We start from the raw sequence: 13,285 nt of genomic DNA on the forward strand, positions 1-13,285 counted from the left end.
CACGCCCTGTCCCGCGGCTCTGCCGGGGGATGGCCGTGCCGCCGTGCTTGCCCCCGTCCGCCGCCTCCGGCACACCGGCGGGATCGCGGGCGGGTTCGGGCTCCATGGCACTGGTCAAGAAGGCGAAGCTCGCGGCCCGGGACGGCACCTCTCCGGAGGCGGCCGTGGCCGGAAGCCGTCCGCCCGCGCCCGGCAGAACCCTTTCGCCACCGAAATCTCCCGCCGCATCCGCGAAGGGCGGCCGCGGGCCGGCGCGGGCGCGCCGGCAGAAGGCGGTCGAGCGCCTGGGCGCGGCCACCGAGGAGCTGGCCGCCAGCACCACCGAGGCCGCGGCGGCGGCCGAGGAGCTGAGCCGGGCGATGGAGCGGATCGCCGGCGGGGCCGAGGAGGCCGCGGGCGCGGCGCAGGAATCCCTCGCCGCCGTCGCGGCGATCGTCGGGCGCCTCGGCGCCGCGCGGGAGCGGGCCGACCTGTCGCGCCGGCGCACCGGCGCGTTCCAGGCGAAGCTCGCCGAGGCCGGTGCCCAGGTGACCCAGTCGGTCGCGGGCCTCGAGGCCGAGGCCGGCCGTCAGGATGCCACGGTCGGCATCGTCGACGAACTCGACCGGGCGACGGCGCGCATCGGCGACGTCACCGGGACGGTGGCGGGGCTTGCCGACCAGACCGGGCTGCTCGCCCTCAACGCCGCCCTCGAGGCGGGCCGGGCCGGCGAGCACGGCCGCGGCTTCGCGGTGGTGGCCGACGAGGTGCGGGCGCTCGCCGAGACCGCCGAGGCCGCCGCCGGCGAGGTGCGCGACCAGGCCGGTGCGATCCGGGCCGAGATCCGGGCGCTCGGCGCGGCGATCCGGGAGGCCGCCGCCCGGGCGGTGGCCGAGGCGGCGTCCGGCACCCGGGTCGCCCGGCGGATCGAGGCGGCGCGGGCCGATCTCGGCGGCCTGGCGGAGGGCGCCCAGGAGATCCTGGCGGCGGCGCTGCGGGCGGAGGCGACCACCCGGGAGGCGCAGGCCGGCGCCGAGCAGGTCGCGGCGGCGGCCGAGCAGCAGGCCGCGGCGGCCGAGGAGGCCCAGGCCGCGGTGGCTCAGCAGACCGATGCCCTCGACCGGGGCCGCGCCACCGCCGAGGCCCTGGCCGCCCTCGCCGAGGCCCTGCGCGGCGGCGGCACCGGAAGGGCGGGTGCCACGCAGATCGCCGGGGCCGCCGACGCGCTCTCCGCGTCGATCGAGGAATTGTCCGGGGCCGCCGCCGAGATTCTGGCCGCCGTCGACCAGATCAGCCGCGGCCTCGCGGTGCAGAGTGCGGCCGCCCGGCAATCCTCCGCCGCCCTGACCGAGATCGAGCGCGCCGCGGCCGGCGCCCGGGCCGGCGCCGACCGGGCCCTGGCGCAGGCCGCCTCCATCGCCGGCGCCCTGCAGAAGGCCCGCGGCACGGTCGACGCCCTCGCGGACGGAGTCGGCCGGGCGCTCGACGGGATGCGCGCCTCCCTCGACCGCCTCGACGCGATCGAGGCCGGGGAGCGGCGCATCGAGACCGCCGTCGAGGGCATCGCGCTCGTCGCCGTGCAGATCGGCATGCTGGCCGTGAGCGGCGCCATCGAGGCGGCGCGGGCCGGCGAGGCGGGCCACGGCTTCGCGGTCGTCTCGGCCGACATCCGGGCGCTGGCCCGCGATGCCGCCGGCGGCGCCCAGGGGATCCGCGGCACCGTGCGGGCGATCCGGGACGGGGCGGCCGCCCTGCGCCGCGCCCTCGAACGCGCGGCGGCCGCGGCGGAGGCCGAGGTGGCGAAGAACCGGGCCCTGACGGCGGGCCTCGCCGCGGTCGCCGCCGAGGTGGCGGAACTGGAGGAGGCCAACCGCGAGATCGCCGTGGGTGCCGACGAGATCCTGGCCGCCGCCGCCGAGATCGCGGCGGGGGCCCGCCAGATCGCCGTGGCGGCCGAGGAGGCCGACCGCGCCTCCAGCGAGGCCGCCACCGCCGCCCGCCAGCAGGCCCGCGGCGCCGAGGATCTGGCGGCGGCGGTCGAGGAGATCGCCCTCCTGGCCGACGAGCTGCAGGGCGCGGATGGCTGAGGCCGCTCCCGGGCGCTGGCTCGTCGTCGCGGCCGCGGGTCCGGGCGTGCGCCGCCTCGCGCTGCCGGCCGCGCGGGTGCGGGCGCTGGCCCGGGTGCCCGCGCTGACCCGGGTGCCCGGGGCACCGCCGGCGCTCGTCGGCCTCGCCGCCCTCTCCGGTCGCGCGCTCCCGGTCCTCGACCTCGCCCGGCTGCTCGATCCGGACCCCGCCGCCCGGGCCACGTCCGACCCGACCCGGATGGTGCTGGCGGAGGCGAACGGCCCGGTCGGGCTCATGGTCGCCGGGATCGTCGGGCTCGCGGCGGATCCCGGGGCGGCCGAGCGCCTCGACCTGCCGGCCCTGGTCGCCGCGGCCCTGCCTCCCCGGCCGGCGGAACCGACTGCGCCGGCACCGCCGGCCGAGGCCGGGGCGCCGCGGCCGCGCGACGCCCGCACGGACCTTCTGTCCCTCACGATCGCGGGCCGCCCCTACGCCCTGCCGCTCGCGGAGGTCGAGGCGGTGCTGCCGCTGCCAAACATCGCGGCGCCGGATCCGGAGCCACGGCCCGCGTCCCTCGGCACGATGCCCTGGCGCGGCCGCCCCCTGCCGCTCCTCTGCCTCGCGACCCGGCTCGGATTCGGTCCCGCGCCCGGCGGCCGGGTCGCGGTGGTGCGCGGGCTGGGGCTGGTGGCCGAGGGGATCGGGCCGGTGCTGCGGCTCGCGCCCGGGGCGGTCGATCCGGTGCCGCGCCCCCTGCGCCGCGACCCGACCCTCGCGGGCTTTGCCCGCCCCGGGGACGGCCGCACCCTCGTCGGCATCCTGTCGGCATCGGCGCTGGCTGCCGCGGCACCGGGGCGGGCCGAGGATGGTCCGGACGCGGCGGACGCGTCGGTACCCATCCAACCGCCGGCGCCGGCGGTGATTCTCGACCTCGCCGGACGGGCCTACAGCCTGCCCGCCGACGCCGTCAGACGCGTCGCGCCGGCCCCCGAATCCCTGGTGCGGGTACCCCGGGCGCCCGGCTGGCTCGCCGGGATGCTGGCCGTCCGGGGCGAGGCGCTGCCGGTCGTCGATCTCGCCCGCCGCCTCGGCCTGCCCGCCACCGGAACGCGGCGGCGCCTAGTGGTGGTCGAGGCCGGCGGCGTCCGGGCGGGGTTCCTCGCCGACGGGGTGCGGCTCGGCGCCCGCGAGGGGGCCTACGCCCTCGATCCCGTGGCGCTCCTCGCTCCGGCCGGGGGGCTCACCGCATGATCCGCCTCCTCGTGGTCGACGACTCGGCCCTGATGCGCAAGGTCCTGGGCGGCATCTTCGCCGCCGAGGGCGATTTCGATCTGGCCTTCGCCCGCGACGGGCTGGAAGCCCTCGATCTCCTCGCCCGCTTCGCCCCGGACGTGATCACCCTCGACGTGACCATGCCGGGCCTCGACGGCCTCGCCTGCCTCGACCGGATCATGCTGGAGCGCCCCTGCCCGGTGGTGATGCTCTCCTCCCTGACCGCGGAGGGAACGGAGGCGAGCCTGGAGGCCCTGGCCCGCGGCGCGGTCGACGTCCTGGCCAAGCCCGCCGGTGCGGTCTCGCTCGAGATCGACCGGCTGGCGCCGGTGCTGGTCCAGAAGGTGCGGGCCGCCGCCCGTGCCCGGCCGCGCGGCCCCGGCCTCGCGGCGCGCCTGCGCGCCCGCCATGCCGGCCTCGTCGCGCCCCCGGCCCCGCACCGGGCCGAGACGCACCGGGCCGAGACGCCCCGGGCCGCGAAGCGCCCGATGCCGGAAGCCGCGGACCCGGTGGAGAGCCGGGACGTGGGCCACGCCCCGGAACCGCCCGGGCTCGTCCTCGTCGGCGCCTCGACCGGCGGTCCCCCGGCTCTCACCACCCTGCTCGGCGGGCTGCCCGCCGGCTTCCCCTGGCCCATCGTGGTCGCCCAGCACATGCCGGCGAGCTTCACCGGGGCGCTCGCCCGGCGGCTCGACGGGCTCTCGGCCCTGGCGGTGCAGGAGGTGACCGGGCCGGTCGCCCTCGTTCCGGGCCGGGTCTATGTCGGGCGGGGCGACGCCGACGTGATCGTGGTGCGCCGGCCCGGCGGCCTGATGGCGGCCCCGGCCCCGGCCCAGGCGGAATATCCCTGGCACCCGAGCGTCGACCGGCTCGTGGAGAGTGCCCTCGATCTCGTCCCGGCCCGGCGCCTCGTCGGCGTGCTGATGACCGGGATGGGCCGCGACGGCGCCCGCACGATGGCGGCCCTGCGCGAGCGGGGCGGGCGCACCATCGCGGAGGCCGAGGCGACGGCGGTGGTCTGGGGCATGCCGGGCGAACTGGTGCGGGCCGGCGGCGCCAGCCTGGTCGCCCCGCTCGAGGCCATCGCGGCCGAGCTGACGGCGCTCGTGTCATGACGCGCGCGGCGAGCACGGGCGCGCCCGTCCCCCTCGGCGAGGCCGATCTGACGCGGCTCTGCGACCTGCTCTACCGCCAGACCGGCATCCTGGTGCCCGCCGACCGGCGCCCGTTCATCGAGCGGCGGGTGCGCGAGCGGATGCGCGCCACCGGGGCGGCCGGGCTGCCGGAGTATCTCGCGCGGCTGCGCAGCGATGCGGCCGGCGAGGTGCAGCTCTTCGTCAACGCCTTCACGGTCAACGAGACCTACTTCTTCCGCGAGGCGCACCAGCTGCACTGCCTCACCGCCTCGCTGCTGGGGGCGGTGACCGCCGGGCGCGACCGGAGCGACCCGATCCGGATCTGGTCGATGCCCTGCGCCACCGGGGAGGAGCCCTATTCCCTGGCGATCTGGCTCCTCGAGCACTGGCCCGAGGTCGATTGCTGGGAGATCGAGATCGTCGGCTCGGACATCGACACCCGGGCGCTCGCCGCCGCCGAGGCCGGCCGCTACGGCGCCCGCGCCCTCGCCCGGCTGCCGCCTGACCTCGTCGCGCGCTACTTCACCGCCGAGGCGGGGACCGCCGTGCCGTCCTGGCGCATCCTGCCGGAGCTGCGCGGTTCGGTGCGCTTCAGCCGCCGCAACCTCGTCGACGGGCCCGGGATGGCCCAGGAGGGGCGCTTCGACATCGTGTTCTGCCGCAACGTGCTGATCTACTTCGACGACGCCTCGCGGCGGATCGCGGCCGACACCCTCTTCTCCGCCCTGCGGCCCGGCGGCTTCCTGTGCCTCGGCCACACCGAATCGATGGACCGGATCCCGTCGCGCTTCCGCACCCGCCGCTTCCCGGAGGCGATCGTCCACCAGCGTCCCGAGGATGCGCGCGAAGGGGATGCCCCGTGACCGAGACGCCCGGCCTGCCGCCGGTGGACGACCTGATCGGGGATTTCGCGGCCGAGGCGCGCGAGCTGGTCGAGGCCGCGGCCGAGGACCTGCTCGCCCTCGACGCCGCCGCCGATCCGGCGGTGCTGAACCGGGTCTTCCGCGCCGTCCACACCCTCAAGGGCTCGGTCGCCCTGTTCGACTGGCCGGCGATGCTCGCCGTGCTGCACGCCGCCGAGGACGGCCTGTCGGCCGCCCGCGCCGGCCGCCTCCCCGCGGCCGATCTCGTCGATCCGTCCCTCGCGACCCTCGACGCCGCCGGCCGCTGGACCGAGGCGATCGCCGCGACGGGCCGCCTGCCGGACGGCGCCGGGGCTGAGGCCGAGCGCATCCTCGCCCGCTACCGGGCCCTGCTGGGGCCCGACGAGGCCGGCTCCGGTCCCGCGACGGCCGGCATGCCGCAGGGCCCGGTGCCCCGGTGGGCGTCGGATCTCCTCGCCGAATCGGGCCCGCACCCGGACGGTCCGCTGACGGCCCTGCTCTACGTCCCGCGGGCCGATTGCTTCTTTGCCGGCGACGACCCCCTGGCGCTGGTGCGCCGGCTGCCCGGCCTCGTCGCCCTGCGCCTCCACCCCGCCGCCCCCTGGCCGCCGGTCGAGACCCTGGACGTCTTCGCCTGCAACCTCGCGCTGACGCTGCTGACCACCGACGCGCCGGCGGCGGTCGACGCGGTCTTCCGCCTCGTGCGCGACCAGATCACGGCGGCGACGATCGCCGCGGTGCCGGCAGGCCCGGCCCCCGACGCGGCGGGTGGGGCCGCTCCGGTCCGGGCGATCGACACCGATGCGGCCTCCGACACGGCCCTCACCACGGCTCGCGTGCCGGAGGCGGAACCAGGGGCCGACGCCGCCGCCACGGCCGACAGGACCCTGCGGGTGGATGCGGCCCGGGTCGACGCCCTCGTGGCGCTCGCCGACGATCTCGCGGCGGCCCGCGCGGCCCTCGGCGGGGTCGTCGCCCGGGCGGTCGCGGGGGACGACCTCGCCGGCCTCCTCCCGGCCCTGCGGGCGAGCGACGAGCGGATCGGCCGGCTCTCCGGCGAGCTGCACCGCGAGGCGGTGGGCCTGCGGCTCCAGCCGCTGGCGCGGATCTTCCGCCGCTTCCCCCGGGCCCTGCGCGACGTCGCCCGCCATCTCGGCAAGGAGGCGACGCTCATCCTCGCGGGCGAGGCGACCGAGCTCGATCGGGACGTGGCCGAGGGCCTGTTCGAGCCGCTGCTCCACCTCCTGCGCAACGCCGTCGATCACGGCATCGAGCCGCCGGAGGCGCGGGTCCGGGCCGGCAAGCCGCCGGCGGGCCGGATCGTGCTGCGGGCCGAGGCCCGGGCCGAGCGGGTCGTGGTCTCGGTCGAGGATGACGGCCGCGGCCTCGACCCGGCCTTCATCCGCCGCCGCGCCGCCGAGCGCGGGCTGATGGCGCCCGAGGCTCTCGCCGCCCTCGACGAGGCCGGGGTGATCGACCTGATCTTCGCCCCCGGCTTCTCGACCGCGGCGGAGGTCGGCGCCGTCTCCGGCCGCGGCGTCGGCATGGATGCGGTGCGGGCCGCCGCGACCCGACTCGGCGGGAGCTGCACGGTCGAGAGCCGGCCCGGCCGGGGCAGCATCGTCCGTCTTACCCTGCCCCGGACCCAGACCCTCGCCCGGCTCCTCGTCGTCGCGATCGGGCCGGAGCGCTACGGCCTGCCGATGGAGGCGGTGGTCGAGCTCGCCCGGGTCCCGCGCGAGCGGATCCAGACGCTCGGCGCCGGCGCCGCGACGGTCCTGCGCGGGCGGACGGTGCCGGTCCTGTCGCTCGCCGCCCTGCTCGATCTGCCGAGGGAGGAGGCTCCGGCCCCCGCCGAGGCCCGGCTGGCGGTGCTGCGGGCCGGCGGCGGTCTCGTCGCCGTGGAAGTCGATCGGTTCGCCGGCCGCCTCGACGGGCTGGTGCGGCCGCTGCCGGGCCTCGCCGCCCTGCCGGGGCTCGCCGGCACCGTGCTGACCGGCGACGGCCGGGTGCTGCTGGTTCTCGATCCCGAGACCCTGGTCGAGCCGGGGGAAGGGGAGGGGGCCGACGGGTCGGGACTGGACGGGCAGGAAATCGATGGGGAGGAACGGGCATGAGCGTGCGGCGCGACGGGGCGCTGGTCCGGCTCGAGGGCATCTGCCCGGTCGAGGAGGCCGAGACCCTGGCCGCCCTGCTGCTGGCCGAACCGGGGATCGGGGTCGAGTGGAGCGGCTGCACCGGGCTCCATACCGCCCTGGTCCAGGTGCTGCTGCGCCTGCGCCCGCCGCTCCACGGCACCTGCGGCGATCCCTTCGCGGCCCGCTGGCTGGCTCCCGTGCTGGGCGCCCCCCGAGATCCGTGAGGGATACGAGCCCCGGCTGCGGAGCCCGGGATCCGCGCCGCGTCCGCCGCTGCCGAGAAAACCCTGCGCCGAGAAAACCCTACGCAACGATGCCGGTTTTCGCTATGCCGACCCGGAGCGCACGGTCTCCGTCGTTCGCCCTCCCCGGCTCCGTTTCCCCTGGGGAAGGCATTTCCATCCCGGCGAAGACACCCTAGATGCCCTCCATGTCGCAACCCTCTTCGCCGCCAACCGTCCTCGTCGTCGACGACAGCAAGCTCGCCCGGGCGGTGGCCGTGCGGCTGCTGCGACAGCTCAAGCCGGACTGGACGGTGCGCGAGGCCGCGAACGCCGACGAGGCCGCGGCGGTCACCGCCGCCGAGCCGGTCGACGTCGCCCTCCTCGACTTCAACATGCCGGGCAAGGACGGGCTCGCCCTCGCGGCGGAGTTGCGGGCCGGGAGGCCCGACATGCCGATCGCCGTGATCTCGGCCAACATCCAGGACGAGGTGATCGCCCGGGCCCGCGAGCTCGGCGCCACCTTCATGCCCAAGCCCCTGACGGGCGAGGCGCTGGCGGGGTTCCTCTCGGGCGCCGCCCTGCGGCTGCGCCGGGGCGCCCCGTGAGCGGTCCGGCCCCCGGCGCGGCGCCGCCTGCCGCCATCGGGCTGACCGAGCTGCAGCAGGACGCCTTCACCGAGCTCGTCAACATCGGCGTCAGCCGCGCGGCCGCCAGCCTGCGCACGATGATCGGCACCCAGGTGCTGCTCTCGGTGCCCTCGGTCGAGATCGTCTCGCGCGGGGCCGCCGCCCGGCTGATCGGCGAGCGCGAGGCGGCGCCCCTCGTGGTGGTGCACCAGGATTTCGAGGGCGCCTTCGCGGGCCGCGCCCTGCTGATCTTCCCGCAGGAGAACGGCCGCGAGCTGGTGCGCGCGGTCGCCGGCGGGGACCTGTCGTCCGAGGAGGTCGCGGCGCTGGAGGACGAGGCGCTCGCCGAGACCGGCAACATCATCCTCAACGGCTGCCTCGCCACCATGGCGAACATGCTCCAGCGCACGCTCACCATGTCGCTGCCCGGCATCGCGCGCGGCGACGGCCCGCGGATCTTCGGGACGGAGGCGGGGGCGGGAGTGGCCTCCGACGCCCTGGTGCTCTTCCTCTACATCGACTTCTCGGTCAGCGAGCGCGACATCCGCGGCTACCTGGCGATGCTGATGGACCTGCCGTCGATCGAGAACCTGCGTGGCCTGGTGGACGAGTTCATCGCCCGCGCCCTCGGCGATCTGGACGCCTGATGGCCGTCTCCCCCCAGCCGGACGGGTTCTCCGCATGAGCGCACAGGGCGAGACCGAGGCGGGCCGGTCGGAGGCGCTCGCCGCCGCCGTCGCGGCGGCGCGGCGCCAGGCCGGACCGTTCATCGCCGCCTTCGAGCAGACGCGCCAGCCGATGCTCGTCACCGATCCGCGCCTGCCCGACAACCCGATCGTCTACGCCAACCCGGCCTTCCTGACCCTCGCCGGCTACGCCGCCGAGGAGGTGGTCGGCAACAATTGCCGCTTCCTGCAGGGGCCCGAGACCGATCCGGGCGCGGTGGCGGCGATCCGCGAGGGCCTGCGCGAGGAGCGCGTGACGCGGGTCACGATCCTCAACTACCGCCGCGACGGCAGCCGGTTCTGGAACCAGCTGCTGATCTGCCCGATCCGCGACGAGTCCGGCGCGCTCGTCAACTACTTCGCCTCGCAGGTGGACATGTCGCATGTCCACGAGGCGGAGGCCGGGCGCACGCGGCTCGCCGATATCGAGCGGCGGCTGGCGGAAGCGCAGCGCCAGCTCTCGCTCACCCTGTCCTCCGCCGGCATCGCCGGCACCTGGGACTGGGACATCCCGGAGAAGCGCCTGCACGTCGACGGGCGCTTCGCGGCCTTGACCGGACTCGCGCCGCCCGCGCGGCCCGGCACGGTGCCGCTCAGCCCCGGCCCGCTTCCGGCGAGCGACTTCTTCACCGGCATCCATCCCCTCGACCGGATGCGGGTGCGGCTCGCGGTGAGCGGCATCCTCGGCGGGGCCGAGGTGTTCGACAAGGAATACCGGCTGCTCGGGCCGGACGGCTCGGTGCGCTGGGTCCATGCCCGCGGCCGCTGCCATTTCGGCTCCGAGGGGCGGCCCGCCCGCTTCACCGGGGTGCTGGTCGAGATCACCGAGCAGAAGCGGGTCGAGGAGCGCCTGCGCATCGCCCAGTCGGCGGGCCGCGTCGGTGCCTTCGAGCACGTCCCGGGCTTCGCCACGGTGGCGGCCTCGCCGCAATTCTGCAGCCTGCTCGGTCTGGTGCCGTCCCGCACCGTCGCGGCGAGCGCCGTCAACGCGCTCGTGGTCGAGGGCGACCCGCCGCTGATGGCGCCCGACCAGCGCCAGGAAGGCGAGCTGCCGCCGATCGAGACCCGGGTGCGCCTCGCCGATCGCGGCGAGGTGCGCTGGCTGGTGCGCCGCGGCGAGGCGATCCGCGACACCGAGACCTCGGGCCTGCGCCATGTCGGGGTGATCTACGACGTCACGGAATCGAAGCGCGCCGAGGTGGCGCTCCGCGAGCTCAACGACACCCTGGAGGCGCGGGTCCGCGAGGCGGTGGCCGAGCGCGAGCGGGCCGAGGAGCAGCTGCGCCAGTCGCAGAAGATGGAGGCGGTGGGCCAGCTCACCGGCGGCATCGCCCACGATTTCAACAACCTGCTCACCGGCATCGTCGGCTCCCTCGACCTGATGCAGACCCGCATCAACGAGGGCCGCACCGAGAACCTGACCCGCTATGCCGGCCTCGCCATGGCCTCGGCCCAGCGCGCCGCGGCCCTCACCCATCGATTGCTGGCCTTCTCGCGCCGGCAGCCGCTCGAATCGAAATCCGTCGACGCCAACCGGCTGGTCAGCTCGATGGACGAGCTGATGCGCCGCACGCTCGGCGAGCGGGTCCAGCTCGAGGTGGTGGTGGCCGGCGGCCTGTGGCTGACGCTCTGTGACCCCAACCAGCTCGAGAACGCGATCCTCAACCTCGCCATCAACGCCCGCGACGCGATGCCCGACGGCGGGCGGCTCACCATCGAGACCAGCAATTCCCATCTCGACGACGCCTATGCGGCCCGGGAGATCGGGGTGCGGGCGGGGCAGTACGTCTGCGTCAGCGTGACCGATACCGGCACCGGCATGCCGCCCGACGTGATCGCCCGGGCCTTCGACCCGTTCTTCACGACCAAGCCCCTGGGCCAGGGGACGGGCCTCGGCCTGTCGATGATCTACGGTTTCGCCAAGCAGTCCGAGGGCAACGTCAAGATCTACTCGGAGGCCGGGCAGGGTACGACGGTCAAGCTCTACCTGCCGCGCTACCACGGCGAGGTCGAGGCCTCGGCGGAGGTGAGGGGCGAGGCGCCGCGGGCCGAGCGCGGCGAGACGGTCCTGGTGGTGGAGGACGATTCGACCGTCCGGGCCCTGGTGATCGAGGTGCTGCACGAGCTCGGCTACCGCACCCTGGAGGCCGGCGACGGCACCGCGGGCCTGCGCCACCTGCAATCGGACGCGCATATCGACCTGCTCGTCACCGATGTCGGCCTGCCGGGCCTCAACGGCCGCCAGCTCGCCGACCAGGCCCGCCTGGTGCGCCCGACCCTGAAGGTGCTGTTCATGACCGGCTACGCCGAGAACGCGACCTTCGGCAACGGCCATCTCGGCCCCGGCATGCAGATGATCACCAAGCCGTTCCCGGTCGAGGGCCTGGCGACCAAGATCCGGTCGATCATCGAGGGGTGAGCGGTCGCCGGGCGTCGGCGCCCGGATGGATCGGCTCGACCGCGGATCGCTCCGCCGCGCCGGGCCGGTTGCGGGCGCTCGGAGCCCCCGCAGCCCGCATGTCAGCGCCGCGCGGTCGTCGAGCCGCCCGAGCTTCCGGTCTTCGCGCCGTCCTCGGTCGCGCCGCGATGGAGGCGGGCGGCGACCGTGCCGGCCGGCGCGGCTTGGTGGCCGGCCGGGGGAGCGCCGCGCTGGGCCTTCTGCGTCCCCTGGAGGGGCGGATGGGCCGGCACGCCCTTCGCCGTGACCTTGGTGGGCAGCAGGACCGGGAGCGTGGCGGTGAACGGCATCCGCGCCTGCAGCTTGCCGTCGGTCCCTGCCTTCGGACCCGCGAAGGCCGGGGCGAGGGACGGCACCGCGCCGAGGCGGGGGCGGAGCATGGCGCCGAGCGCCGCCGGGTCGGCATCCGCCGAGGCGACGTGGATCGAGGCGGGCCGGGGCGGGGGCAGGGGCACCGAGACGAGGGCGGCGGCCAGGGCGGCCGTCGGCGTCACCGCGCCGGTCGTCGTCACGACCCTGGTCCCCGCGATCGACGTCGCCGCGGCCGTGGCGATCGCCGGGCCGGCGAACTCGGACGGGCGGCGGGGCGGCAGCGGCGCGGCGGCGAGGCGGGACTTCGCCGGCGTCTCGGGCGCCTCGGGGGTGTCCGGCTCGGCGGCGGTGACGGAGGCATCCGGCGTCGCCGGCAGGGCTGCGGGCGCCTCCTGCGGCACCGGGTCCGGCGCGCGCAGGGCGGCCTGGCGGGGCGCCGCTTCCGGCATGAGGGCGGAGGGGGCGGCCGCGTCGGCATAGGCCATCGCGGTGCGGGTGCCGGCCTCGTCCGGCTGGGCGCTCGCCAGGGCGACCGGGCGGACACGGCCGGAGCGGGCCGACAGCACCACGGGAGCGGGCGGCGGCGGGGCGGCCGGCTTCGCGCCGCCGAACAGCATCGCGAAGAACTGGCCGACGACGTTCGGGCTGTCCTCCTCGTCCGCCGCGGCGATGGCCTGGCTCACACCCATCACGCTGCCGCCGCGGGCCAGGATCTCGGCCTTGGCCATGTCGTAGCCCGGCATCGGCCGGCCGTCGGCCGGCAGGTGGACGGTGCGGCCGTCGGGAAAGAGGCGGGCGAGCTGGTCGTGGCTCATCCGGGGCCAGGACCGTACCGAGCCGACGTCGAGATGGACGAAGGGGCTGTTGGCCTGCGGGTACCAGCCGACGCCGCCGCGCTGCATCTGCATGCCGATCGCCCGGATCCGGTCGATCGAGACGTCGGCGAGGTAGAAGTCCATCGCCTTGCCGAGCATGTGCTGGCTGTGCTCGGCCACCGCGCGGGAGCGCCGGCGCAGGGCGGCGTTGGTCTGGGGCGAGCGATAGGCCGAGACGACGTGGATCGCGTCCTGGGAGCCGACGGCGCGGTGGGCCTCCCACACCACGTCGAACAGGCGCGGGTCCATCTTGGTCGGCTCGTCGAGGCGCCAATCGCGCAGGAGCCAGTTCAGCTGCTCCAGGGCGGCGCGGTCGTAGCGCCCGTCACGCTTGAACGTGATCGAGGCGCTCTCCTTGGTGTGCTCGTGGAAGATCGAGATCGTGCGGGTGTCGCCGTTGGCGACCGCGTCCTGCGTGCCGCTGGTCGAGCCGAGAACGGCGGTCAGGACGGCCATCAGCGCCAGGGCGCCGCGACGGCAGGGGCGGGATCCCCGGGTCGGGTCGGCCGCCCCGCGGCCGGCACGCTTGAGCGCTCGCACGATCCCTCATCCTCACTCGGGCCAACGGGCCGACATGGTGAATGCAGGG

General features: G+C 76.4%; 10 protein-coding genes. 9 read left to right on the plus strand and 1 reads right to left on the minus strand.

Features of this window, described 5'->3' with window-relative positions:
* Window positions 1-104: 104 nt before the first annotated feature.
* The 9 genes from miv_RS02600 (at window position 105) to miv_RS02640 (ending at window position 11,470) form a co-directional block, all read left to right on the plus strand.
* Complete coding sequence (locus miv_RS02600; protein WP_207181297.1) at window positions 105-2,066, plus strand: methyl-accepting chemotaxis protein; 1,962 nt, start codon at window positions 105-107, stop codon at window positions 2,064-2,066.
* Window positions 2,059-3,297: a chemotaxis protein CheW gene (locus miv_RS02605; protein WP_207181299.1), complete on the plus strand. Its 1,239-nt coding sequence runs from the start codon at window positions 2,059-2,061 to the stop codon at window positions 3,295-3,297. Before miv_RS02600 ends, miv_RS02605 begins: the two co-directional genes overlap by 8 nt.
* Window positions 3,294-4,433, plus strand: coding sequence for a chemotaxis-specific protein-glutamate methyltransferase CheB (gene cheB / locus miv_RS02610; RefSeq protein ID WP_207181301.1), 1,140 nt, complete (start codon window positions 3,294-3,296; stop codon window positions 4,431-4,433). Before miv_RS02605 ends, cheB begins: the two co-directional genes overlap by 4 nt.
* Window positions 4,430-5,317, plus strand: coding sequence for a CheR family methyltransferase (locus miv_RS02615; RefSeq protein ID WP_207181303.1), 888 nt, complete (start codon window positions 4,430-4,432; stop codon window positions 5,315-5,317). Before cheB ends, miv_RS02615 begins: the two co-directional genes overlap by 4 nt.
* Entirely contained in the window at window positions 5,314-7,455 is a 2,142-nt protein-coding gene (locus tag miv_RS02620; protein ID WP_244748830.1) for a chemotaxis protein CheA, read from the plus strand. The genes miv_RS02615 and miv_RS02620 overlap by 4 nt, the downstream gene beginning before the upstream one ends.
* Window positions 7,452-7,700, plus strand: a complete 249-nt coding sequence (locus tag miv_RS02625) for a hypothetical protein (protein ID WP_048429236.1) — start codon at window positions 7,452-7,454, stop codon at window positions 7,698-7,700. The genes miv_RS02620 and miv_RS02625 overlap by 4 nt, the downstream gene beginning before the upstream one ends.
* A gap of 206 nt (window positions 7,701-7,906) precedes the next feature.
* Window positions 7,907-8,305, plus strand: a complete 399-nt coding sequence (locus tag miv_RS02630; protein ID WP_048429237.1) for a response regulator — start codon at window positions 7,907-7,909, stop codon at window positions 8,303-8,305.
* Window positions 8,302-8,973 carry a chemotaxis protein CheX gene (locus miv_RS02635; RefSeq protein ID WP_048429235.1) on the plus strand — a complete coding sequence of 224 codons (672 nt, stop codon included), beginning with the start codon at window positions 8,302-8,304 and terminating at the stop codon, window positions 8,971-8,973. The genes miv_RS02630 and miv_RS02635 overlap by 4 nt, the downstream gene beginning before the upstream one ends.
* Window positions 8,974-9,007: 34 nt before the next feature.
* Complete coding sequence (locus miv_RS02640) at window positions 9,008-11,470, plus strand: PAS domain S-box protein (protein WP_207181305.1); 2,463 nt, start codon at window positions 9,008-9,010, stop codon at window positions 11,468-11,470.
* A 101-nt stretch (window positions 11,471-11,571) separates the two neighbouring features.
* Here the strand turns inward: miv_RS02640 and miv_RS02645 are convergent, their stop codons facing one another.
* On the minus strand, window positions 11,572-13,236 hold the full coding sequence (locus tag miv_RS02645; protein ID WP_425312961.1) for a peptidoglycan L,D-endopeptidase MepK: 1,665 nt from the start codon (window positions 13,234-13,236) through the stop codon (window positions 11,572-11,574).
* Window positions 13,237-13,285: the final 49 nt, after the last annotated feature.

This window comes from Methylobacterium indicum, from assembly GCF_017347565.1.
Lineage (GTDB): Bacteria > Pseudomonadota > Alphaproteobacteria > Rhizobiales > Beijerinckiaceae > Methylobacterium > Methylobacterium indicum.

Coding starts and splice junctions, on each gene's coding strand:
- miv_RS02600 (WP_207181297.1), top strand. CDS start 105: ATGGCACTGGTCAAGAAGGCGAAGCTCGCGGCCCGGGACGGCACCTCT.
- miv_RS02605 (WP_207181299.1), top strand. CDS start 2,059: ATGGCTGAGGCCGCTCCCGGGCGCTGGCTCGTCGTCGCGGCCGCGGGT.
- cheB (WP_207181301.1), top strand. CDS start 3,294: ATGATCCGCCTCCTCGTGGTCGACGACTCGGCCCTGATGCGCAAGGTC.
- miv_RS02615 (WP_207181303.1), top strand. CDS start 4,430: ATGACGCGCGCGGCGAGCACGGGCGCGCCCGTCCCCCTCGGCGAGGCC.
- miv_RS02625 (WP_048429236.1), top strand. CDS start 7,452: ATGAGCGTGCGGCGCGACGGGGCGCTGGTCCGGCTCGAGGGCATCTGC.
- miv_RS02630 (WP_048429237.1), top strand. CDS start 7,907: ATGTCGCAACCCTCTTCGCCGCCAACCGTCCTCGTCGTCGACGACAGC.
- miv_RS02640 (WP_207181305.1), top strand. CDS start 9,008: ATGAGCGCACAGGGCGAGACCGAGGCGGGCCGGTCGGAGGCGCTCGCC.